Here is a 21,352-nt window from a genome sequence, read left to right on the forward strand (position 1 = left end):
ACCCGATGAAGCCACCGATCGACCAGACACGCCGCCATTTTCTTGCCAAGCTTGCTTTCTTCGCCGGGGCCGCGACGCTCGGCGGATGCGGGGCATCACCACGACCTGGCCCCCTGCCCGACGGGCAGTTCTGGGTCGATATCCACGCGCATATCTTCAACGGCCGCGACGTTCCAGTCGTTGGGTTTGTGGAACAAACCATCTTCCGCGATCCTCATCAGGACGTGAATCCAGACGAACTGACGGGGGCGTTCTTGAAGCTTTTGGCGCGCATATTGCTGTCGGGTACGCCCACCGCAGAACGCGAACTCGCGCTTATTCGGCTGCGCGGTCTGCCTCGCAGGTCACAAGAGCGGGTGCTGGCGGAAGACCAGACTAATGTGGCAAGGGCACTTGAAGCGACGACTCTCGAGGCGCGCAGCGGCGTGCAAGGGCGCCTTGCCAACGAAGACCTCGCGCTCTTGTCTCGTTTGTCGGCAGAGTTGCAGCTCGAACGCCCGCGCACTCTCGCGCCAGAGACGGCCCGGGAGCAAGCCCGCGGACTTGCTGCCCGCATTTATGAGAGAGCGACGGGCGGGCGATCGGGCGAAGCGTCCAGTTTTCGCTTCATCAGCCCGATTATCCAGACCATTCGCTGGGCCGGTCTGCTCACGCGTTCGCGCAGCGACATCCTGGCAGAACTCCTGTCACTTTATGGATCGCAGGTCAGCGTCTTCTCGCCATCGCTGGTGGATTTTGGCAGCTGGTTTAAAACGCAGGAACCCGATGTTTCGCCGATACGCACGCAGATCGACCTCTTTTCTGAAATCGCGCGGCGCACAGACGACCGGCTCATACTCAACTTTGCACCGTTCTGTCCGTTGCGCTCTGCATTGGAGCGCGACGCGGACCCCGAGGCCGACACGCTCGCGAATGTTCGCTATGCCGTGCTTGAACGCGGTTTCGTCGGCGTCAAGCTATACCCGCCGATGGGGTTTCGCCCGATAGGAAACACCGCCGATGTCAGTGAATGGGCACCCCGAGCGCCGAAAGGTGGCGGCGCCGCCCTCGATCACGAGTTGCTGCTTTTGTACCGATGGTGCGTGCAGAATGACGTTCCGATCAAAACACATGCCAACAATTCAGTCGCCGCCGGTGCAAATACAGGCCAGTTCGCTGATCCAGACGGCTGGGACCGCGTGTTGCGTTTAGAAGGCCTTGGGGACATGCGACTAAACCTCGCGCATTTCGGCGGTTTCGAAGAAAGCCTGCACGGAGGGGTGGATTGGGAGGAGAAGATGGTGCGATTTGCGCTCGCGCACCCAAACCTTTACTTCGATCTTGGATATTGGACCGAAGCGACCGGTCTCGACCATGGCGACGCGACCCGTGTTATCGTGCGGGCGTCCCGGTTAATCGAACGTCGCCCTGAAATTGCGACGCGCATGATGTACGGCTCCGACTGGTCCATGATTGGGCGCGTACCCCGGCATCGCGAATACATCGGACGGATGGAGCGCGTCCTTCGGCAGCTCCTCGAAGACGAGGACAGCTTCAACAACGTGATGGGAGCAAATGCGCTTCGCTATCTAGGCCTCGATGAAGACGGACCGCAGCGAGCGCGCCTCGCAACGTTTTTTCGCAACCACCCGATCTACGAGGGCGCCTTGCAAGCCGCGCCGGCCTGACAAGCCGCACCTACAGAGCTGGCGCTCATTTGGCGTTTTTGAACGCCGCTGTTAGACGGGTTTGTACGCGTCCCAGATCGAGCATTGACCCTGTCGCGGGACACTACGCGGTGCGCGGAGCACACACTTTCGCGCTGACATATGATCGGCGATGCGGAGGCGTCTTTGATGTGCGGGGGCACCTCAAAGGGCGAGACATCCGCGTTTCTGGCAAACCCAAGACACGAAGACCATGAACGGCTATGCGGTTCGGCTAGAAGATGCAGGAGCTCAATGCAGGACCGCTCACAGAATTCAATGAAACAGCGCATAAGTATTCATTGCACCATATGAACCAAAGTGGACCTGTCACGCTTTTGTGCCGCCCCTAGTGCTCGTTTAGGCCACTTTCCTTTCGAAGGCGACCGGGCTTTTCCAGCCCAATGCTGAGTGCCGTCGACGCGGATTGTAGAAGCCATTGATGTAATCGAAGATGGCCACTTCAGCCTGCCGCCGGGTTTGCCACGACGGCCTCCAGATTAGCTCCGCCTTGATTGTCTTGAAGAAGGTCTCAACGGCTGAGTTATCGTAGCAATTGTCTTTACCACTCATGGATACCTTGCAGCCGTTCTGGCGCAGGAGCTTCTGATAATCGTGCGAACAGTATTGACTGCCGCGATCGGTATGGTGGATGCAGCCCCTGGGAGGCTGGCGGAGCGCCACGGCCATCTTCAATGCCCGGATCGCCAAATCCCGCTTCATGCGATTGCTGACGGCCCAGCCGATCACACGCCGTGAATGCAGGTCGAGAATGACAGCGAGATACAGCCAGCCTTCGCGCGTCCAGACATAACTGATGTCACCGGCCCATTTCTGATTGGGCCGGTCGGCATGGAAGTCCCTGTTCAACAGGTTCGGCGCGATGTTGAAGGCGTGGTTGCTGTCGGTCGTCACCTTGTATTTCTTCGACCTTTCAACACGAATGCCGTTCTCACGCATCAACCGACCGACGCGACGGTGCCCGACGTTCAAGCCAAGCTCTTTCAACTCTTCGGTCATTCTCGGCCTGCCATAGCTGCCCAAGCTGAGACGGGATTGTTCCTTAATATGGGCCAAGACAACCATGTCAGTCCGTTGCCTTTGGCTGGCCGGACGACTGCGATAAGCGCGCAAACCGCGAGTGCTGACATCCAGCACGTCACACATACGCTTGGTGCAAAAGGCGTCACGGTGTTCTTCGATGAACCTGAACCTCATGGCTTTTGCCCCGCGAAGAACTGCGTTGCTTTTTTTAAGATCTCCCTCTCCTCCTTGAGAATGCGGTTCTCGCGTCGAAGCCGCTCATTCTCACGAGCAAGGTCTAGGTCTTTGTCGGATACCACCTCGGTATCGCGATGCGCTGTGACCCAGTTGTTCAATGTGGATAGGCCCACACCCAGATCCGACGCAACCTGCTTGCGTGTCAGTCCGCTCGTCAGAGCGATCCGCACCGCATCAGCGCGGAATTCGTCCGTCCGTTTCGTTCCCATAGTTCGTCTCCTTTGCTGCAATAAATGCTATCAAAGGAGCGGCATCAAACCGTGACAGGTCCAATGGCGGAGACGAAGGGAGTCCATCTAAATCATGTTTGCGTGAAAAATTTTGAAATTTTGATGGCTTAAAATGAAATACTTCGAGCAACAAATCCTTCAGCATGCGGGATGTCATGCGGGAACTCATGCACTTCGAATTAAAGCGCCGCGATGTACGGCAATGTCGTCTCGCCACAACCGAGCTTTGCGACACGCGACATCTGCGACGCCTCCAAAAGCCTAAATAAAGTCCGGAAGCAAAAAATGACGGCCTGATGTACAAGCAAATAGACAACATGCGCGACGTAAGGCTTTTCTCGGACACACCCAAGAGGCAATACAATCGGGTGATCAGACGTGACGCTTGAGAATTCGGTGGTTATCGCCGTTTCCATTAAACTCAGCAAATGTTGGCGGCCATCGCTGACGGCCTAGGCTCAGGACCCATTGATTTCCGCTTGGCCGCATGATTTACGTTTAGAAATACGAGCGGTGAACATGTCTAATCTATTCTGGCTGACCACTGCCCGGCAGGGCATTGCGCAGCAATGTCCCGAGAGGGGATGCGCAGAATGGCGCGCTTTGAGCCCTTCTTCCCGAAGTCCCACGGCAAACCTCGTGTCGATGATAGGCGTGTGTTGAGTGGGATTATCTTCATCAACCGGCATGGCTTACGCTGGCGTGGTGCGCCCCAAGAATACGGTCCGCACAAGACGCTCTAGAATTGTTGGAAACGGTGGAGCGCCAAGGGCATCTTCGCCGACATGCTGATTGGTTTGGCCGCTGATCATGGTGAGGAGAAGACGGTCATGATCGACGCTAAATATCTCAAAGCCCATCGAACAGCGTCCAGTCTTGCGGTGAAAAAGGGGGGCGTGGCCGCCTGATAGGCCGAACCAAGGGCGGAACGAACATAAAGCTGCACGCCATCTGCGACAGCCAAGGCCGACCGCTGGATCTATTCGTGACCTCTGGACAAGTCAGTGACTATATCGGCGCGCGGGCTTTGCTGAGCAGCCTGCCAAAGGTCGATTGGCTACTTGGCGACCGTGGCTATGACGCCGACTGGTTCAGAGAAGCGTTGAAAGACAAAGGGATACGCCCGTGTATCCCTGGTCGAAAGCAACGCAAGACGACTATCAGATATGACAAGCGCCGGTACAAGCGGCGTAACCGGATCGAGATAATGTTCGGCAAACTCAAAGACTGGCGGCGCGTGGCATCGCGATACGACAGATGCCCAAAGGTCTTCCCGTCAGCAATCGCTCTCGCGGCCATCGTCATTTACTGGCTTTGAAACTCAATGAGTCCAGACCCTAGCAACGAATGTCCGCTCTTTGGAACCTGGCAGTTGCCCTTTGCACCCGCAGCGAAGGTCCGTCTTCCGCCCCACTTAACACAACTCGAAAAATGTGATGACCGTAAAGGCACTTCACCCATTGGGCAGCTTAGTTAACAAAGGAATATCCTGAACCAATGGACAAAATATCTGTCGCAAATGGACAGAAGCCTGTCACAAATGGACAATTACTTTGTCACCTGACAATTTTACTTAAGGAAGTGGTGAGCCGTGCAGGATTCGAACCTGCGACCCACTGATTAAAAGTCAGTTGCTCTACCAACTGAGCTAACGGCCCACTTCTTCGTTGCGGTCTAAGTGTTTTTTCCAAGAGGTTCAAGCACTTATTTCGCTTTGGAACTGCTTGGCAGCTAGTGTCTCGCTGTCCCGATAGGCGGCGTATCTAGGGCCAGTCCGGCGGAGGGTCAACCCCTTTTTTCAACTTTTCTCGCCAAAGGCTGGATTCATTTGCACGCCGGGTCTATATGCCCGCCATGAGCACTCTGGCAGATACCGCACTCCCCTTCATGAAGATGCACGGGCTGGGCAACGACTTCGTTGTTGTCGACGCACGCGCGCAGGATATTGCCATCACCCCGGCGATGGCCAAAGGAATCGCCCACCGCCAGTTCGGCGTTGGCTTCGACCAGCTGACGGTGATTTCAAACGGGCCGGGCGACGCGCATCTGACCTTCTACAACGCCGACGGCTCCATCTCCGGGGCCTGCGGCAATGCCACCCGCTGCATTGCCCGCCACCTGATCCTGGAAAGCGGCAAGATCGATCTGCATCTGACCACCGACCGGGGCGATCTTTATGCCCGCGATGCCGGTAACGGCCTCACCTCCGTCAACATGGGTGCGCCGCAGCTGGACTGGCAGAACATCCCGCTGGCCGAGGAAGCGGACACGCTGGAGCTGCCAATCGAAGGCGGCCCGACGGCCACCGGCATGGGCAATCCGCATTGCACATTCTTTGTCGAAGACGCAGAGGTCATTCCGCTGGCGGAGTTCGGCCCCCGCTATGAGCACCACCCGCTCTACCCGCAGCGCACCAATGTGCAGGTTGCCCAGGTCACCGGCCCCGACCGTATCCGCATGCGCGTTTGGGAGCGCGGTGTGGGGGTCACCCTGGCCTCCGGCTCTTCCTCCTGCGCCACCGCCGTTGCCGCCGCCCGCCGCGGGCTCACAGGCCGCAAGGTGCAAGTGGATCTCGACGGCGGCACGCTCTGGATCGACTGGGCCGAAGACGGTGTCTGGATGACCGGGCCGACCATGCATGTATTCGAGGGCAGCTTCACCCGCGAGTTCCTGGAATTGCTGGCATGAGCGTGCCCAAATTCACCACCCTCGGCTGCCGCCTCAACGCTTATGAGACCGAGGCGATGAAAGAGCTGAGCCAGCAGGCAGGCCTGGAGAACGCCGTGGTGGTGAACACCTGCGCTGTAACTGCCGAAGCCGTGCGCAAAGCCCGCCAGGAGATCCGCAAACTGCGCCGGGAAAACCCCGAGGCGCCGATCATCGTGACGGGCTGCGCGGCCCAGACGGAGCCGGAAACCTTTGCCGCAATGGAAGAGGTCACCCGCGTCATCGGCAACACCGAGAAGATGCAGCCCGAGACCTGGCAGGGCATCGCCAAGGGCCCGGATTTCATCGGCGCGACGGAAAAGGTTCAGGTCGACGACATCATGTCGGTGACGGAAACCGCAGGCCACCTGATCGACGGCTTCGGCACCCGCTCCCGCGCCTATGTGCAGGTCCAGACCGGCTGCGACCACCGCTGCACCTTCTGCATCATTCCTTATGGCCGCGGCAACTCCCGCTCGGTTCCTGCCGGCGTGGTGATCGACCAGATCAAGCGGCTGGTGGACAGGGGCTACAACGAGGTGGTTCTGACCGGCGTCGACCTCACCTCCTGGGGCGCCGACCTGCCTGCACAGCCGCGCCTGGGCGATCTGGTGATGCGGATCCTGAAGCTGGTGCCGGACCTGCCGCGGCTGCGCATCTCCTCGATCGATTCAATCGAGGCGGACGAGAACCTGATGCAAGCGATTGCCAGCGAGCCGCGCCTGATGCCGCATCTGCACCTGTCACTGCAGCACGGCGACGACCTGATCCTGAAACGCATGGCGCGGCGCCACCTGCGCGACGACGCCATCGCATTTTGCGAAGAGGCCCGCCGCCTGCGCCCGGAAATGACCTTTGGCGCCGACATCATCGCAGGCTTCCCGACCGAAACCGACTCTCATTTCGAGAACTCGCTGAAGCTGGTCACCGACTGCGATCTGACCTGGCTGCACGTCTTCCCCTACTCCAAGCGCGACGGCACCCCAGCGGCGAAAATCCCGAATCAGGTGAACGGCAATGTGATCAAAGACCGCGCAGCCCGGCTGCGCGCCGCCGGAGACGCGCAGGTGGAACGCCACCTGGCGGCGCAGATCGGCAAGACCCACCGCATCCTTATGGAAAACCCGCATATGGGCCGCACCGAGCAATTCACCGAGGTGGCCTTTGCTCAGCCGCAGGAGGAAGGCCGGATCGTCACCGCCGCGATTACCGGCGTAAAAGCCAGCCAGCTGGTGGCATGAGCGCGCGGGGAATTGCTTTCCCCGCCCCGGCCCGCTAAATCTCACATCACAGGTCCCGGATACCTGCCGCTCGCGGCCGCTGGCCATGGTGAAATCCGGACAAGGTTTTTCCTGACGCCTGGGTGCACGCCCGGACAGCAACGCGAGCCCTGTCTGCAACGGCAATTGCACCCTTTTTGCGAAAGGTAAGCCCATGCAGACGAACTCTGCCCTCCCTTCTGTTGCGCAGCTCAAGGCCGAGGTCCGGATCTTGCGCAAGCATTCCAAGGCCCAGGGTCAGCCCATCCCCCACAGCACCGCCCTGGAGCGGATCGCCCAGTACTACGGATACCGCGACTGGAACACGCTCTCGGCCCGCGCTTCCAGCACATCGCAGCTACAGGTGGGCATGCGGGTCGAAGGCCGCTATCTGGACCAGCCATTCACTGGTCATATCCACGCGCTGGCGGCTTGCGGCAACAGCGGCCACCGGCGGGTCACATTGCAATTCGACACGCCGGTGGACGTGGTCCGGTTCGACAGCTTCTCATCCTGGCGCCATCGGGTATCCGCGGTGATCAATGCTGGCGGCCGCTCGCCGCAGAAGACCTCCAACGGTCTCCCGCATCTGACGGTCAAGCCCCTGGCCTAGCCCCTGAGCCCGCTTCTTTCTGGTTGCAAATACTCCGGGGTGAATGCCCGCAGGGCAGAGGGGCAGCGCCCCTGCCCCCGAGCCACGAAAAACCCCCGCAAGCGGTGCTTGCGGGGGGTCGATCTTTCTGCGCTGTGTCAGCAGCCGGCCAAGGATCAATCCTTGCCCTTGTGCGGCGCCCACAGTTTCTTGTTGGTCAGATACAGCAGCACCGACAGAACGGTCAGGAACAGCACGCCGACAAAACCTGCCTGCTTGCGTGCCATCATCTTGGGCTCAGCAGTCCACATCAGGAAGGCCGCGACGTCCTGCGACATTGATTCCACGTCGTTGGCGTGGCCGTCGGCAAACTCCACCTGCTCATCCGACATCGGCGGTGCCATCGAGATCCAGCCGCCCGGAAAGGCGGTGTTTTCATAGAACGTCGTGCCTGCTTCGACCTTTTCCTCACCGGTGTAGCCAGCCAGCAGCGACGCGATGTACTCGGCGCCGCCCATGCCTTTGAACAGCTGGTTCAGGCCCAGGCCGTAGGGCCCGTGAAAGCCCGCACGCGCCTTGGCCATCATGCTGAGGTCCGGGGCGCCCACACCGTTGTTCTCCGGGAAGAAGTCGACCGGCTTGGCCGGGCGGTCCTCATCCAGTTCCGGGTCATAGACGCTGAAGTTGTCAGCTGCATAGGCGCGCACCTGATCCTCGGGCATCTGCGGGCCGCCTTCGTCCGACAGGGTGCGGATCGGCACCAGCTTCAGCCCGTGGCAGGCTGCGCAGACTTCGGTGTAAACCTGCAGGCCGCGCTGCAGCTGGTTGCGGTCATAGGTGCCAAAGGGACCCTCGAACGAGAAGTCGTAGTCCTCGACATGGCCTGCCCCGCCTGCTGCAAAGGATGCAGCAGGGATCAGGGCCAGAGCGAAGGCGGCACCGGTTGCCAGTTTCTTGAACATTGCTAGGTGTTCCTTCTTCTTACTCGGCAGGAGTGGCTTCAGCAGAAGACTTCTTGCCGTAGTGGGCGTCGAAATCCTCTTCGATGGTGGCGGGCTGTGCCAGCGGCTTCTCGATCACACCCAAGAGCGGCAGGATCACGAAGAAGTAGCCGAACCAATAGGCCGATGCGATCAGCGAGAACGATGCATAGGGCTCTTCCGCCGGCATAGCGCCCAGCCACATCAGGGCAAAGAAGTCCACGACCAGCAGCGCAAACCACCACTTGAACATCGGACGGTAGCGGCCCGAACGGACGCGGCTGGTGTCCAGCCAGGGTGCCAGAGCCATCGCCAGGATCGCGCCGAACATGGCGATCACGCCAAAGAACTTCGCATCCACGATGCCGCCGGTGATGAAAGAGGCGAACTGCACGACCCAAACTTCCGAGGTGAAGGCACGCAGGATCGCGTAGAACGGCAGGAAGTACCATTCCGGAACGATATGCGCGGGCGTCACCAGCGGGTTGGCTTCGATGTAGTTGTCCGGGTGGCCCAGGTAGTTCGGCATGAAGCCGACGATCGCCCAGAAGATCACCAGCACAACGGCCAGGCCCAGGAAGTCCTTGATCACGAAATACGGCCAGAACGGCAGGGTGTCTTTCTCGGCTTCGGCTTTCGAACCCTTGCGGACATCAACGCCGGTCGGGTTGTTGTTGCCGGTGGTGTGGAAGGCCCAGATGTGCACGATCACCAGCGCTGCAATCACGAAGGGCAGCAGGTAGTGCAAGCTGAAGAAGCGGTTCAGGGTGGCATTGTCCACCGCCGGCCCGCCCAGGAGCCAGGTCTGGATCGCTTCGCCGATGAAGGGGATCGCGCCGAACAGGCCGGTGATCACGGTGGCGCCCCAGAAGGACATCTGGCCCCAGGGCAGCACGTAGCCCATGAAGGCGGTGCCCATCATCATCAGGTAGATCAGCATGCCGACGATCCATGTGATCTCGCGGGGCGCCTTGTAGGAGCCATAGTACAGGCCGCGGAAAATGTGGATGTAGACGGCAACAAAGAACAGCGAGGCGCCGTTCATGTGCAGATAGCGGATCATATGGCCGCCATTGACGTTGCGCATGATGTGCTCAACGCTGGCAAAGGCCAGGTCGACATGCGGCGTGTAATGCATCACCAGGACGATGCCGGTGACGATTTGCAGCGCCAGGCAGAACGCCAGGACGATGCCCCAGATCCACCACCAGTTCAGGTTCTTCGGGGTGGGGATCATGATGGTGTCATAGATCAGGCCGACGATGGGCAGGCGGCTGTGCAGCCACTTCTCTGCGCCTGTCTTCGGCTCGTAATGGTCGTGCGGAATACCGGACATGAGCGCGCTTCCTTATCCCAGCTTGATGGTGTTGGCGTCGGTGAACTCAGCCACCGGCACGTGCAGGTTCTCAGGCGCCGGGCCTTTGCGGATACGGCCGGCGGTGTCGTAGTGCGAGCCGTGGCACGGGCAGAACCAGCCGTTGAATTCGCCGGCACCGTCGCCCAGCGGCACACAGCCCAGGTGGGTGCACACACCCATCATCACCAGCCATTCGCCGGCGTCATCCATGGTGCGGTTGACGTCCGCGGCATCGGTGCCCGGCTTGTTCGGGTTTTCCGACCGCGGGTCGATCAGCTCGGACAGCTCCACGGCACGGGCCTCTTCGATCTCTTCCGGGGTGCGGCGGCGGATGAACACCGGCTTGCCCAGGAACATGACCGAGATCTGCGTGCCAACTTCCACGCCGCTGACATCGACCAGGATCGAGGACAGCGCTTTCACGTCGGCGGAGGGGTTCATCTGGTTGACCAGGGGCCATACGGCGGCACCCGCGGTCACTGCCCCGGCGCCGGCAGTGGCGTAGTAGAGGAAATCTCTCCGGGTTCCTTCGTGGTCTTCTGCGTGGGACACGAGGTTTTCTCCAATTCCAGCGCCCGTTTAGGGCAAACATGCGCATGCACCGCGATTGCTCGCAGTGACTCAGGCGCGTGTCTAGCGGGGAGAAAGCAATTCGTCCAGCGGTCATGGGCGCGCAGAAAGCCGCAGGACCGGTTTTCTGCTGCGTCTGTGTGACAGTGCCACACCCATCTGCGCGCGGCACCGGCCGTTTTCAAGGGGCAGGCCTCAGGCCGCCGGCGGTTTTGTGGCCTGCATCGAGGGCCGCGAATTGAAATCCGCAAACCAGCCCGCCAGCGCTTCATTGCCCTGGCGCCAATTCGTGTCCGGGTGGCGGAAGTCCACATAGGCCAGCGCGCAGGCCACGGCGATCTGCCCCATATCCAGCGGCCCCTGCAGGTGGCTCATCCAGCGCGCATTCAACGCCGCACAACCGCCCAGCACCTTGCCCAGCTGCGCATCCAGCCAGTTGTCCCACTGTTTTTCCGCCGGGCGCAGCCGCTTTTCATGGGACATCAGCACCGCCGCATCCATGATCCCGTCGGCAGTGGCCTCCAGCACCTTGCTGTCCCAGCCGCCCGACAGTCTGCCGCCCGCGCGCTCATCCAGAAAGGCGCAGATCACCCGGCTGTCATACAAGGCCGGGCCGTCATTGCGCTCCAGCGCCGGGATCTTGGCCAGCGGGTTGCTGGCCTTTACATCCGGGCTGGGGGTCAAGGGCGTCGTGGTGACGTCCAGGATTTCGACATCCTCCAGCTGCCCGGTTTCATGCAGCAAAACCACAACCTTGCGGGCAAAGGGGGATGCTTGGGAAAAAGTGAGCTTCATCAGAAATATCCTCCGCTGTCTGGCCGCCACTCTATCCCGGCCGCCGGCAAATGCCAGCGCCCCAAAGTTTTCTAAAAACTTTGGGCAAGACTTTTCACAAAAGTCTTGCCGCGCTGCACTGCTTAGTCCGGCGTGCGGGGGGCCTGCATGAGCCTTGCAAGCGCCCGGGTGTCCATTCCGATGCCTTCAGACACCATCTCAGCAGCCCCCGCCCGCGCCGCATCCGCCTTGTTCTGGCTCAGCTTCCAGGTGCCATCAACGCCCGTGATCCGCATCCGGGCCGGCACGATCATCCGCATCATCCGGGCCAGCGCCCCGGCATCCATCTTGCCGGCGGTCCAGGGCGGCTTCGGCGCCAGCCGGGTTTCAAAGTATTCCGATTGCCTGTCCAGCAGACTGCGCAACTCCTCATCCGGAAGCAATTCCAGCTCTCCGGTCAGATGCACCGCCACGTAATTCCAGGTCGGCACCTGGTCCGGCACCCCGTACCAGTCCGGCGAGACATAGCCATCCGGCCCGCTCACCGCGATCCGAGCCGGTTTTGCCTCCTTGAGCGCCCGGACGATCGGATTCGAGCGCACCAGATGCAGCTCTGCCCATTCCCCGTCATCAGACAGCAGAAACGGCACATGGCTGACCAGCGGAGCCGCTTGCGAAGACACCGCCAGCACCCCGAAACCGCGCGCGCGGGCAAACGCCAGGTTCCGCGCAGTTCCAGCATCATGGAAAACCGGGTTCGGGTGCATGCTGTCTCTCCTCTGCCTGGAACCTTTGTGGCTGCCGGGGCCGCCGCTGGAAAGGTCCAAATATGTTTCCCTTCACAAGACCAATTCCGCCGGGCTGCGCCAACAGGCATGGCTGCATTTTGCCCTTGAAACCGCAGCCCCGGCTTGGCAAGGTCGGTCCCGTTCTCAGGGCGGGGCGGAATTCCCCACCGGCGGTAAGCGGGCTTGTCCCCGTAAGCCCGCGAGCGGCTTCTGCGTTTGACGCGTCCACAGCCCGAAAAGCGGGCACCGGTTTTCGGTCCAAGCTGTGGAGCCAGCAAAGAAGTGTCAGCAGATCTGGTGCGACTCCAGAGCCGACGGTCACAGTCCGGATGGAAGAGAACGTGCGTCAGGACCGTTTTGGGCCCTTGCAGCCCTGCGTGCGCCTGCCGTTCGTGATCGCCTTGGGTGACGTGTCAGAACCACAAGGAGATTACGACATGACACACACCCGCTATGCCTTCATCAAGGCGCAATGGCATGCCGATATCGTTGACCGCGCGCTGGAGGGGTTCCTGCAGCTGATCCCGGCAGAGCAGGTCGACGTGTTCGACGTGCCCGGCGCCTTTGAGATGCCGCTGCTGGCGCAGGAACTGGCCAAAACCGGCAAATACACCGCCGTGGCCTGCGCGGCGCTGGTCGTCGACGGCGGCATCTACCGGCATGATTTTGTCGCCCAGGCCGTGGTTGACGGGCTGATGCGCGCAGGCATGGACACCGGGGTGCCGGTGCTGTCGGTCTCGCTGACCCCGCACCATTTTCAGGAAACCGATCATCACATTGCCATCTACCGCGAACACTTCGTGCAGAAGGGCCGCGAAGCCGCCAATGCCGCGCTGATGATCGCCAAGACGCGGGAAGCGGCGCTGGCTGCCTGACGGCGGACCCGTTGCACGTCATCCGGAAACAGCGACTCGGATATATAACGCATTGTTAAGAAAAGGGGTTTCGCTGCGAAACCCCTTTTCACTTACTCCAGGGCAACACTGTTGCCAGGATCAGGAGCTGCCCAGATATGCCTTCAGAGCCGGCGGCGGATTGTCCAGCAGCTCCGCAGTCGCCCGCGGCGGATGCGCCGTGCCTTCCGCCACCAGCACCACCTGGTCCGCGATCCGGCGGGCGTCGCCAGGGTCGTGGCTCACCATCAGCACTGTCGCGCCGCTTTCCCGTGCCAGCTCCGCAACCAGATCCAGCATTTCAGCCTTCAACGCCGGGCCAAGTGCTGCAAAAGGTTCATCCAGCAGCAGGATATCCCGCCCCTGCACCAGCACCCGCGCCAGCGCCACCCGGCTTTGCTGCCCGCCCGACAAGGCTGCGGGCTTGCGGGCGCCCATGGCCTCCAGCCCGACACGGGCCAGGGCATTTTCCACCCGGCGCCAGTCCGCATCCGCCAGCCGCAGGTTTGCATTGATGCCCAGCGCCACGTTCTGCGCCACGCTCAGATGCGGAAACAGGTTGCCGTCCTGAAACAGCATCGCAATCGGGCGTTTGCCGGGCTGCGCCACCGTCAAATCCGCACCATCCCAGCTGATCCGCCCGCGGCTCACCGGCAAGAACCCTGCAATTGCCTCAATCAGCGTGGATTTCCCGGCACCCGATGGCCCGATCACCGCTGCGCAGACACCAGCAGCCACCGCCAGATCCGCCTCCACGGCAAAGCCGCCATTGATGATCCGGCAGTTCTCAAGCTTCAGCATGCCAGCGCCCTCCGCGGTCCAGAATCCAGAATGCCCCCATCGAGAGCACGAGCAGCAGCAGCGCCGCTCCTGCCGCCGCCTCCATCCGGTAGGCCCCCATCAGCCGGTAGATCTGCAATGGCAAGGTTGCAAACTCCGGATCGGCAAACAGCGCAACCACCCCGAGGTCTCCCATCGACAGCGCTGCTGCCAGCCCGGCGGCAAACCCGGTCTGCGCCCGCATCCGCGGCAGGTAGACATGGCGCACAAACGCCCAGCCCTGCATATCCAGCGACAGCGACAACCTGCCATAGCGCTCCAGCACCTCCCGCGCACGCGGCACCAGGATGCGCATGGCAAAGGGCAAAGCCATCACCGCATTAACCAGCGCCGTCACCGGCAAGGCGAGGGCAAAAGGATCGGCAACCGGGTAGATCAGGATGAACAGCCCGGTTCCGATCACCAGCGGCGAGGCCGCAAGGCCCAGAATCCCCGACAGCTCAGCCATGCCCTTGCGTCCCGTAGCGGCAGCCGCCGCCATCGGCAAGGCAAGCATCAGCAGGATCGCAGTGCTGACCACCGCAACCAGGATGGAATTCCCCGCTGCCTGCCAGACAGACGATTTCAGCGACGTGATCCCCGGCAGCCCCGCCAGCACGATTGCCGCCAGCGGCAGCAGCAGAAACGCCGCAGACAGGACAATCCAAAACCCATCCAGGGAGCGCGCCAAACCGCCTTGCCCATCCCAGCGCCGCACCGCCCGGTCCAGCCCGGCACCAAACCCTTCCCCCGCAGAAACCCGCAGCGCCACCAGCGCAGCCGCACCGGTCAGCACCAGCTGCAGGCCCGACAGCAGCGCCGCACGGCCGAGGTCGAAGTCAAAGCGGAAGGCCTGATAGATGGCGAGTTCAATGGTCGTCGCCTTTGGCCCGCCGCCCAAGGTCAGCGCCACTGCAAAGCTCGACAGGCAAATGGCAAACACCACCGCCAGCGTGCCGGGCGCCACCCGCTGCAGCATTGGCGCCTCCAGCAGCCGCCACATCGCCAGCGGCCCGGCATCCAGCTGTGCGGCCAGGCGGAATTGCTCGGCCGGAATCTCCTGCCAGCCCTGCAGGATCAGCCGGGTCGCCAGCGGCAGGTTGAAAAAGACATGCGCCAGCACCACCCCGTGCAGCCCATAGATCTGAACAGGCTCTAACCCAAGGGAAATCAGCCCCTGGCTCAGCCAGCCCGCGCGGCCGAAAACCGCCAGCAAGCCCAGGATGGCCACAATGACAGGCAGAATGAAGGGCGCGCCCAGAAGGGCAATCAGCAGGCTCCGCCCCGGAAACCGCCGCCGCGCCAGCGCACGGGCGACAGGAACGGCAAGACCAACGCTCAACAGTGCCGACAGGCTGGCTTGTGTCAGCGTGAACCGCAGCGCGGCCCAATCGCTGGCGGCAAGCCCGGTGCCACCCTCAGCCCGGAAAGCAACAGCCGCAAGTGTCCCCAGGATCAGCGCAGCGACGAGCAGGGCCGCGCCGGTCCCGGGAATGGCGCTTACTGGCTGAGCGCGTCCAGCCATTCGCCCAGCGCCGCATCACGGACCTCTGCCGCTTCCGTCTCGCTCAGCAGCAGCGATTTACCCGGCTGTACCAGGGTCTCGAACCCTTCCGGCAAACCCGCCGCCGGGGTCACCGCCGGATACATCCAGTTGGTGGTCGGGATGATCGACTGGAACGCATCCGACACCATGAAGGCCAGGAACTGATCCGCCAGCTCCGGCTGATCGGACCCCGCCAGCTTGCCGGCAACTTCCACCTGCATGTAGTGGCCCTCGTCAAAAGACGCCGCCGCCTTGGAGGCATCCTCTTCCGCAATCAGGTGATAGGCGGGCGAGGTGGTGTAGGAGAGCACCATGTCGGCCTCGCCCTCCAGGAACATGCCATAAGCCTCGGACCAGCCCTTGGTCACGGTGACGACGTTGTCCGACAGGCCCTGCCAGATCGCCGGCGCCTCATCGCCATAGGCGGCCTTCACCCACAGCAGCAGGCCCAGACCAGGGGTCGAGGACCGCGGGTCCTGGATCACAATCTTCTTGTCGCTGGCCGCCAGCGCCTTGAAATCCGCAGGTGCGGCAGCATCCGCGTTATGGACAAAGGCAAAATAGCCCCAGTCATAGGGCACAAAGGCCGCGTCATTCCATTCGACCGGCAGCGCATAGTCGGCGCTGACCGAATGATCGGCAAACAGGCCGGTTTCCTTGGCCGCCGCGGTCAGGTTGGTGTCGAGCCCCAGCACCACATCCGCATCAGACCGCGCGCCTTCCAGCTTGATGCGCGCCAAGAGCGCCGCGCCATCGCCCGCACCAACCAGTTTCAGGTCGCAGCCGCAGGTCTCCTCAAACGCTTTCTCCACCGCAGGCCCCGGGCCCCAGTCGGAAACAAAGCTGTCATAGGTATATACGACCAGTTCGGGCGTCTCAGCAAAAGCCGCCGATGCGCCGAGCAGTCCCGCTGCAAATGCAAGATGTTTCATGCCATCCTCCTTTGCGGCTTTGGGCAAGGGTGGAGGCTGTCCAGTACCTTCCCTCCGCCGGTGTGATCCGGTTCAGGTTCAACGGGTGTTTTCTCAGCGCTGCCGCGCACCCCGAGGTGGCGCGGACATTAGGCCCGGGCTGCGGCAAAGACAAGCCAAAGCCCCGCCAGGACCTACGCTTCACCCAAACTGGACCGTTGCCGGCGCCGATCCCGTGTTCTTCTGGCGGAAAATATCCCGGGGGAGCCGCGCGCCGCGCGGCGGGGGCAGCGCCCCCTCCCCGGCCCGCCAAACAGGAAACCTCTTGAGAGACCGCCCCCCGCCCGCTAAGCACGTGCCGCAAAGGAGACCGCGCCTCATGTCGATGAACAGCTTTGGACACCTCTTCCGCGTCACCACCTGGGGTGAAAGCCACGGGCCCGCGCTTGGCGCCACTGTCGACGGCTGCCCGCCGAACGTGCCGCTGGCGCCCGAAATGCTGCAGCAGTGGCTGGACAAACGCCGTCCCGGCCAGAACAAGAACACCACCCAGCGCAATGAACCGGACGCGGTGAAAATCCTGTCCGGCGTGTTCGACGGCATGTCCACTGGCACGCCGATCCAGCTGATGATCGAGAACACCGACCAGCGCTCCAAGGACTACGGCGAGATTTCTCAGACCTTCCGTCCGGGCCACGCCGACATCACCTATTTCCAGAAATACGGCAATCGCGATTACCGCGGCGGCGGCCGCTCCTCCGCGCGCGAGACCGCAGCGCGTGTGGCAGCCGGCGGTGTTGCACGTGAAGCAATCAAGGCGCTGGCGCCGGGGCTGGAGATCAAAGGCTACATGACCCAAATGGGCGAGCTGGAGATTGACCGCAGCCGGTTCGACTGGGACGCGATCGAGCAGAACGACTTCTGGATCCCCGACGCAGGCGCGGTGCAGGAGTGGGAAGACTATCTGCAAGCCCTGCGCAAAGCCCACAATTCGGTGGGCGCGGTGGTCGAGGTTGTTGCCCGCAATGTCCCGGCAGGCATCGGCGCGCCGGTTTATGGCAAGCTGGACACCGATCTGGCCGCTGCGATGATGTCAATCAACGCGGTAAAAGGCGTGGAGATCGGCGAAGGCATGAATGCCGCACGCCTCAAAGGCTCGGAAAACGCCGATGAGATCTTCATGGGCGAAGATGGCCAGCCGGTCTATTCCTCCAACCACGCCGGCGGCATCCTTGGCGGCATCTCCACCGGGCAGGATGTGGTGGTGCGCTTTGCGGTGAAACCGACCTCCTCGATCCTCACCCCGCGCCAGTCGATCCGCAAGGACGGCTCCGCCACCGAGGTGATCACCAAGGGCCGCCACGACCCCTGCGTCGGCATCCGCGCGGTGCCAGTGGCCGAGGCGATGATGGCCTGCGTGATCCTGGACCACCTGCTGCTGCACCGCGGCCAGATCGGTGAAAACCAGGGCCATATCGGCGCATGACGCTAGAGGAGCTTCTGCAGAAGCTGCGCCGCACTGCCGAATTGCAAATGGCGCAGGATCCGGCGCATGACATCGCGCATCTGGACCGGGTATGGGCCAATGCCCGCCGCATCGCCGCAGACGAGAACCAGCGCGACCCGGGCAGCGCCGATCTGCGGGTTCTGATCGCAGGCGCCTATCTGCATGATCTGGTGAACCTGCCGAAAGATCACCCGGAACGGCAACGGGCCTCGGTTCTGTCCGCGGAAAGAGCGGAGTCTATTCTGGCCAAACTGGGCTACAGCGCCGCGGAAACAGCCGCGGTGCAGCATGTGATCGAAGCCCATAGCTATTCCGCCGCCATCCCGGCCCAAAGCCGCGAGGCGGAGATCCTGCGCGACTCGGACCGGCTGGATGCGCTTGGCGCCATCGGGATCGCCCGTACCTTCATGGTTGCCGGCACAATGGACCGGGCGCTGGCCGATCCGGCCGATCCCTTTGCCGCCAGCCGGCCCCTGGATGACCAGGCGTGGTCCATCGACCATTGGCATCTGAAACTGCTGCAGCTGCCCCGCGAAATGGTGACCGCAAAGGGCCGCAAGATCGCCGCCAAGCGCGCCCGGCTGATGCTCGCCTACCTGCGCCAGCTGGCCAAGGAAATGGACACCGATCTGCCGGACCATTGGGCGGGGCTGCTGAAATAGGATCAGCCGTGGTCGCCGGCGCATTGGCTGTGGTCGCCCAGCGCCGTCAGCACCTTGCAGCAGCCGCCGTTGCCGCCGTCGCACAGATGGCTGATCCGCTCCAGCTCCAGCGCCAGCTGTTCCAGCTTGCGAATGCGGTCGCGCACATTGGCCAGCTGGCTGCGGGCAATCCGGTCGGCCGCGGCGCAATCCTCGCCCAGCTGCCCATCCAGCCCCATCAGCGACTTGATATCCTCCAGCGCAAAGCCAAGGTCGCGGGCATGTTTGATAAAGCCCAGCGCCTCCATGCCGTCCTGGCCGTAGCGGCGCTGGTTGCCGGCATTGCGGCCTGGCTGCGGCAAGAGGCCGATCTCCTCGTAGTAGCGGATGGTCGGAACCTTGACGCCGGTGGCCTTGGACAATGCGCCGATGGAAAACATGTTCAACACCCTCTTGAAGCTCTAGTGACTAGAGCACCTACATTGATCTCGAATCAGAAATGAGGACAAGAGCAATGGCAGGCTGCTGCAATCACAAAGCCCGGTTTGACGGGGTCTCGGCAGACTATAAACGCAGGCTATGGCTGGTGATCGCCATCAATGCCGGCATGTTCGCGGTGGAAATGGGGGCGGGGCAGATGTCCGGCAGCCAGGCGCTGAAGGCGGACGCTTTGGACTTTCTGGGCGATGCACTGACCTATGGCATCTCGCTGGCGGTGATCGGAGCGAGTTTGCGCACGCGGGCGCTAGCGGCATTGGGCAAGGGGATCAGCCTTTTGATGATGGGCGCCTGGGTGTTTGGCTCCACGGTGTATCAGGTGTTTTACGTCGGCGTGCCGCAAGCGCAGATCATGGGGGTGATCGGCTTCATGGCTCTGGCGGCGAACCTGATCTCGGTTCTGCTGCTGGCGCGCTACAAGGACGGCGACGCCAATGTGCGGTCGGTCTGGCTGTGCTCGCGCAATGACGCCATCGGCAATGTCGCGGTGATGATCGCGGCGCTTGGTGTCTGGGGCACCGCGACCGGCTGGCCGGACCTAATCGTAGCCGGCATCATGGGCGGGCTGTTCCTCAGCTCTGCGTTCCAGATCCTGGTGCAAGCGGTGCGGGAATGGCGCGAGGAAGGGTCCCCGATCCACCAGCATTAGGGCGGTGCCCGGCCGCGGGCGGAGCGTAGCGCCCGCCCATGGGGGCGGACGGGCGCTGCCCGGGCCATTGGCCCGGGCGTTGATTTTCAGCTGAACAATCCCGCGTATTCCTCACGCAGGGCTTTCTTCTGCACCTTGCCCATGGTGTTGCGCGGCAGGGCGTCCAGAAGGATGATCTCCTTGGGCTGCTTGAACTTGGCCAATTGCCCCGACAGCGCCGCCGTGATCGCCTCCGCACTGGTGCCGTCACCTTCCGGCACCACCACCGCAACCACCCCCTCGCCGAAATCCGCATGCGGCACGCCGATCACCGCGCTTTCCAGAATTCCTGGCAGATCGTCGATCAGGCTCTCCACTTCCTTAGGGTAGACATTGAAGCCGCCGGTGATAATCAGATCCTTCTCGCGCCCGACAATGGTGACATAGCCATCCGCATCGATCTTGGCCATGTCGCCGGTGATGAACCAGCCATCGGCCTGCAGTTCCTCGGCGGTTTTCTCCGGCATCTGCCAGTAGCCCTGGAACACATTGGCGCCGCGCACTTCCAGCACACCGATCTCACCGGCGGGCACCTCGGCACCATTCTGCATCACCCGTGCTTCAACCCCCGGCAGCGGGAAGCCGACGGTGCCGGCCCGGCGCTCGCCATCATAAGGGTTCGAGGTGCTCATATTGGTTTCGGTCATCCCGTAGCGTTCCAGGATGCGGTGCCCGGTGCGGGCCTCCCACTGCTCATGCGTATCCACCAGCAAGGGCGCAGAACCGGAGATGAACAGCCGCATGTTCGCCGCACACTCCCGAGTCAGGCGCGCGTCCGCCAGCAGGCGGGTATAGAAGGTCGGGACCCCCATCAGCGCAGTGGCATTGGGCATCGCGTCCAGAATGGCATCGGCATCAAACCCCGGCAGGAACACCACCTGGGCGCCCGCAAACAGCGCCACATTGGTTGCCACAAACAGCCCGTGGGTGTGGAAGATCGGCAGCGCGTGGATCAGCACATCCTGCGCCGTGAACCGCCAGTACTCCCGCAGCATCAGCGAATTGGAGGAGAGGTTATCGTGGTTCAGCATCGCGCCCTTGGACCGCCCGGTGGTGCCCGAGGTGTAAAGGATTGCAGCCAGATCGCCCGGCTGCCGGGCAACCGCCGCAAAGCCGCCCTGCCCGTCCGCCAGATCGCGCAGGGAGCCCTGCCCTTTGGCGTCCAGCGTCAGCACCTGCGCTGCGCCTGCAACCGCGCGGATCTCCTCCAGCCGGGCCGGATCGCAGACCACCACGCGCGGTGTCGCATCACCGATGAAATAGGCCACCTCCGGCCCGGTATAAGCGGTGTTCAAGGGCAGGAAGATACCGCCGGCCATAACCGTGCCCAGATACAGCTCAATCGCCTGAAGGGTCTTCTGCACCTGCACCGCCACCCGGTCGCCGGGCAGCACGCCCTGCGCGGCCAGCGCTGCGGCCATCCGCTCCGCCCCTGCAAACAGCGCGCCAAAACTCACTGTGCTGCCATCCGGCAGGCGGGTAAAGACATCATCCTCGCGCCCCAGGGACAATTCCCGCAGCTGGCGGATCAGGTGGTTGGCGTCATACATCGGCGGCTCCTTCATCTGGCGGCGCCATTTGCGCGCGGCCAAAGGCTGAAATCAAGCCATTGATCTTTGCGGCGCAG

General features: G+C 62.3%; 20 protein-coding genes, 1 tRNA gene, 1 pseudogene and 2 riboswitches. Of the genes and pseudogenes, 9 read left to right on the forward strand and 13 right to left on the reverse strand.

What is annotated here, in order from left to right; all coding sequences use genetic code 11:
* Positions 1–5: 5 nt before the first annotated feature.
* Entirely contained in the window at positions 6–1,667 is a 1,662-nt protein-coding gene (locus tag ACXAEH_RS14190; RefSeq protein ID WP_475033664.1) for an amidohydrolase family protein, read from the forward strand.
* A 378-nt stretch (positions 1,668–2,045) separates the two neighbouring features.
* Here the strand turns inward: ACXAEH_RS14190 and ACXAEH_RS14195 are convergent.
* Positions 2,046–3,175 (reverse strand): IS3 family transposase gene (locus ACXAEH_RS14195; RefSeq protein WP_475033665.1). Its coding sequence is split into 2 segments (ribosomal slippage): positions 2,046–2,944 and positions 2,944–3,175, totalling 1,131 coding nucleotides; the frame shifts between segments, so codons are not numbered across the junction.
* The gene (locus ACXAEH_RS14200) at positions 3,141–3,353 is read right to left on the reverse strand and encodes a hypothetical protein (RefSeq protein WP_475033666.1); all 213 of its coding nucleotides are present in this window, start codon (positions 3,351–3,353) and stop codon (positions 3,141–3,143) included. The genes ACXAEH_RS14195 and ACXAEH_RS14200 overlap by 35 nt, the downstream gene beginning before the upstream one ends.
* Before the next feature lie 362 nt (positions 3,354–3,715).
* On the opposite strand from ACXAEH_RS14200, the pseudogene ACXAEH_RS14205 reads away from it, so the two are divergent.
* Positions 3,716–4,514 (forward strand): annotated as a pseudogene (locus ACXAEH_RS14205) (IS5 family transposase).
* A 264-nt stretch (positions 4,515–4,778) separates the two neighbouring features.
* Here the strand turns inward: ACXAEH_RS14205 and ACXAEH_RS14210 are convergent.
* A tRNA-Lys gene (locus ACXAEH_RS14210) sits at positions 4,779–4,854 on the reverse strand.
* Between the two features lie 187 nt (positions 4,855–5,041).
* Between ACXAEH_RS14210 and dapF the strand changes: the two genes are divergently transcribed.
* The 3 genes from dapF (at position 5,042) to ACXAEH_RS14225 (ending at position 7,774) form a co-directional block, all read left to right on the forward strand.
* Positions 5,042–5,884, forward strand: coding sequence for a diaminopimelate epimerase (gene dapF / locus ACXAEH_RS14215; protein WP_475033668.1), 843 nt, complete (start codon positions 5,042–5,044; stop codon positions 5,882–5,884).
* Complete coding sequence (gene mtaB / locus ACXAEH_RS14220; protein ID WP_475033670.1) at positions 5,881–7,143, forward strand: tRNA (N(6)-L-threonylcarbamoyladenosine(37)-C(2))-methylthiotransferase MtaB; 1,263 nt, start codon at positions 5,881–5,883, stop codon at positions 7,141–7,143. Before dapF ends, mtaB begins: the two co-directional genes overlap by 4 nt.
* Positions 7,144–7,336: 193 nt before the next feature.
* On the forward strand, positions 7,337–7,774 hold the full coding sequence (locus ACXAEH_RS14225; RefSeq protein ID WP_475033672.1) for a glyoxalase superfamily protein: 438 nt from the start codon (positions 7,337–7,339) through the stop codon (positions 7,772–7,774).
* 155 nt (positions 7,775–7,929) lie between these two features.
* On the opposite strand, the gene ACXAEH_RS14230 is transcribed toward ACXAEH_RS14225, so the two are convergent.
* From ACXAEH_RS14230 to ACXAEH_RS14250, 5 genes are all read right to left on the reverse strand, one after another.
* On the reverse strand, positions 7,930–8,715 hold the full coding sequence (locus tag ACXAEH_RS14230; protein WP_475033674.1) for a cytochrome c1: 786 nt from the start codon (positions 8,713–8,715) through the stop codon (positions 7,930–7,932).
* 19 nt (positions 8,716–8,734) lie between these two features.
* Entirely contained in the window at positions 8,735–10,069 is a 1,335-nt protein-coding gene (petB, locus tag ACXAEH_RS14235; RefSeq protein ID WP_475033676.1) for a cytochrome b, read from the reverse strand.
* A gap of 12 nt (positions 10,070–10,081) precedes the next feature.
* On the reverse strand, positions 10,082–10,642 hold the full coding sequence (petA, locus tag ACXAEH_RS14240; protein WP_475033678.1) for a ubiquinol-cytochrome c reductase iron-sulfur subunit: 561 nt from the start codon (positions 10,640–10,642) through the stop codon (positions 10,082–10,084).
* A 213-nt stretch (positions 10,643–10,855) separates the two neighbouring features.
* Positions 10,856–11,455 carry a glutathione S-transferase gene (locus ACXAEH_RS14245; protein WP_475033679.1) on the reverse strand — a complete coding sequence of 200 codons (600 nt, stop codon included), beginning with the start codon at positions 11,453–11,455 and terminating at the stop codon, positions 10,856–10,858.
* A gap of 122 nt (positions 11,456–11,577) precedes the next feature.
* Positions 11,578–12,201, reverse strand: a complete 624-nt coding sequence (locus ACXAEH_RS14250; RefSeq protein ID WP_475033680.1) for an FMN-binding negative transcriptional regulator — start codon at positions 12,199–12,201, stop codon at positions 11,578–11,580.
* A gap of 157 nt (positions 12,202–12,358) precedes the next feature.
* Positions 12,359–12,567: riboswitch (FMN riboswitch) on the forward strand.
* Positions 12,568–12,659: 92 nt separating this feature from the next.
* Here ACXAEH_RS14250 and ACXAEH_RS14255 point away from each other — a divergent pair.
* Positions 12,660–13,097, forward strand: a complete 438-nt coding sequence (locus tag ACXAEH_RS14255) for a 6,7-dimethyl-8-ribityllumazine synthase (RefSeq protein ID WP_475033682.1) — start codon at positions 12,660–12,662, stop codon at positions 13,095–13,097.
* Positions 13,098–13,217: 120 nt separating this feature from the next.
* Here ACXAEH_RS14255 and ACXAEH_RS14260 read toward each other — a convergent pair whose 3' ends face one another.
* The 3 genes from ACXAEH_RS14260 to thiB are packed head-to-tail and all read right to left on the reverse strand — an operon-like array spanning position 13,218 to position 16,412.
* The gene (locus tag ACXAEH_RS14260; RefSeq protein WP_475033683.1) at positions 13,218–13,916 is read right to left on the reverse strand and encodes a thiamine ABC transporter ATP-binding protein; all 699 of its coding nucleotides are present in this window, start codon (positions 13,914–13,916) and stop codon (positions 13,218–13,220) included.
* Positions 13,903–15,459, reverse strand: coding sequence for a thiamine/thiamine pyrophosphate ABC transporter permease ThiP (locus ACXAEH_RS14265; RefSeq protein WP_475033685.1), 1,557 nt, complete (start codon positions 15,457–15,459; stop codon positions 13,903–13,905). Before ACXAEH_RS14265 ends, ACXAEH_RS14260 begins: the two co-directional genes overlap by 14 nt.
* Entirely contained in the window at positions 15,435–16,412 is a 978-nt protein-coding gene (gene thiB / locus ACXAEH_RS14270) for a thiamine ABC transporter substrate binding subunit (RefSeq protein ID WP_475033686.1), read from the reverse strand. Before thiB ends, ACXAEH_RS14265 begins: the two co-directional genes overlap by 25 nt.
* A 32-nt stretch (positions 16,413–16,444) precedes the next feature.
* A riboswitch (TPP riboswitch) is annotated at positions 16,445–16,536 on the reverse strand.
* A 234-nt stretch (positions 16,537–16,770) separates the two neighbouring features.
* Here thiB and aroC point away from each other — a divergent pair.
* Positions 16,771–17,877, forward strand: a complete 1,107-nt coding sequence (gene aroC, locus ACXAEH_RS14275; protein WP_475033687.1) for a chorismate synthase — start codon at positions 16,771–16,773, stop codon at positions 17,875–17,877.
* A complete protein-coding gene (locus ACXAEH_RS14280) occupies positions 17,874–18,560 on the forward strand; it encodes an HD domain-containing protein (protein ID WP_475033688.1) in 687 nt (228 codons plus the stop codon). The genes aroC and ACXAEH_RS14280 overlap by 4 nt, the downstream gene beginning before the upstream one ends.
* Before the next feature lie 2 nt (positions 18,561–18,562).
* Here the strand turns inward: ACXAEH_RS14280 and ACXAEH_RS14285 are convergent, their stop codons facing one another.
* Positions 18,563–18,979, reverse strand: a complete 417-nt coding sequence (locus ACXAEH_RS14285) for a MerR family transcriptional regulator (protein ID WP_475033690.1) — start codon at positions 18,977–18,979, stop codon at positions 18,563–18,565.
* 74 nt (positions 18,980–19,053) lie between these two features.
* Between ACXAEH_RS14285 and ACXAEH_RS14290 the strand changes: the two genes are divergently transcribed.
* The gene (locus ACXAEH_RS14290; protein ID WP_475033691.1) at positions 19,054–19,686 is read left to right on the forward strand and encodes a cation efflux transmembrane domain-containing protein; all 633 of its coding nucleotides are present in this window, start codon (positions 19,054–19,056) and stop codon (positions 19,684–19,686) included.
* Between the two features lie 86 nt (positions 19,687–19,772).
* Here the strand turns inward: ACXAEH_RS14290 and ACXAEH_RS14295 are convergent, their stop codons facing one another.
* On the reverse strand, positions 19,773–21,275 hold the full coding sequence (locus ACXAEH_RS14295; RefSeq protein WP_475033692.1) for a malonate--CoA ligase: 1,503 nt from the start codon (positions 21,273–21,275) through the stop codon (positions 19,773–19,775).
* Positions 21,276–21,352 lie beyond the last annotated feature (77 nt).

This window comes from Leisingera sp. ABM4_060 (genome assembly GCF_056158765.1).

What these genes read in the sequence shown, in the direction of transcription:
- ACXAEH_RS14190 (WP_475033664.1), top strand. Translation starts at nt 6, where the DNA reads ATGAAGCCACCGATCGACCAGACACGCCGCCATTTTCTTGCCAAGCTT.
- ACXAEH_RS14200 (WP_475033666.1), bottom strand. Translation starts at nt 3,353, where the DNA reads ATGACATCCCGCATGCTGAAGGATTTGTTGCTCGAAGTATTTCATTTT.
- dapF (WP_475033668.1), top strand. Translation starts at nt 5,042, where the DNA reads ATGCCCGCCATGAGCACTCTGGCAGATACCGCACTCCCCTTCATGAAG.
- mtaB (WP_475033670.1), top strand. Translation starts at nt 5,881, where the DNA reads ATGAGCGTGCCCAAATTCACCACCCTCGGCTGCCGCCTCAACGCTTAT.
- ACXAEH_RS14225 (WP_475033672.1), top strand. Translation starts at nt 7,337, where the DNA reads ATGCAGACGAACTCTGCCCTCCCTTCTGTTGCGCAGCTCAAGGCCGAG.
- ACXAEH_RS14230 (WP_475033674.1), bottom strand. Translation starts at nt 8,715, where the DNA reads ATGTTCAAGAAACTGGCAACCGGTGCCGCCTTCGCTCTGGCCCTGATC.
- petB (WP_475033676.1), bottom strand. Translation starts at nt 10,069, where the DNA reads ATGTCCGGTATTCCGCACGACCATTACGAGCCGAAGACAGGCGCAGAG.
- ACXAEH_RS14245 (WP_475033679.1), bottom strand. Translation starts at nt 11,455, where the DNA reads ATGAAGCTCACTTTTTCCCAAGCATCCCCCTTTGCCCGCAAGGTTGTG.
- ACXAEH_RS14250 (WP_475033680.1), bottom strand. Translation starts at nt 12,201, where the DNA reads ATGCACCCGAACCCGGTTTTCCATGATGCTGGAACTGCGCGGAACCTG.
- ACXAEH_RS14255 (WP_475033682.1), top strand. Translation starts at nt 12,660, where the DNA reads ATGACACACACCCGCTATGCCTTCATCAAGGCGCAATGGCATGCCGAT.
- ACXAEH_RS14260 (WP_475033683.1), bottom strand. Translation starts at nt 13,916, where the DNA reads ATGCTGAAGCTTGAGAACTGCCGGATCATCAATGGCGGCTTTGCCGTG.
- ACXAEH_RS14265 (WP_475033685.1), bottom strand. Translation starts at nt 15,459, where the DNA reads ATGGCTGGACGCGCTCAGCCAGTAAGCGCCATTCCCGGGACCGGCGCG.
- thiB (WP_475033686.1), bottom strand. Translation starts at nt 16,412, where the DNA reads ATGAAACATCTTGCATTTGCAGCGGGACTGCTCGGCGCATCGGCGGCT.
- aroC (WP_475033687.1), top strand. Translation starts at nt 16,771, where the DNA reads ATGTCGATGAACAGCTTTGGACACCTCTTCCGCGTCACCACCTGGGGT.
- ACXAEH_RS14280 (WP_475033688.1), top strand. Translation starts at nt 17,874, where the DNA reads ATGACGCTAGAGGAGCTTCTGCAGAAGCTGCGCCGCACTGCCGAATTG.
- ACXAEH_RS14285 (WP_475033690.1), bottom strand. Translation starts at nt 18,979, where the DNA reads ATGTTTTCCATCGGCGCATTGTCCAAGGCCACCGGCGTCAAGGTTCCG.
- ACXAEH_RS14290 (WP_475033691.1), top strand. Translation starts at nt 19,054, where the DNA reads ATGGCAGGCTGCTGCAATCACAAAGCCCGGTTTGACGGGGTCTCGGCA.
- ACXAEH_RS14295 (WP_475033692.1), bottom strand. Translation starts at nt 21,275, where the DNA reads ATGTATGACGCCAACCACCTGATCCGCCAGCTGCGGGAATTGTCCCTG.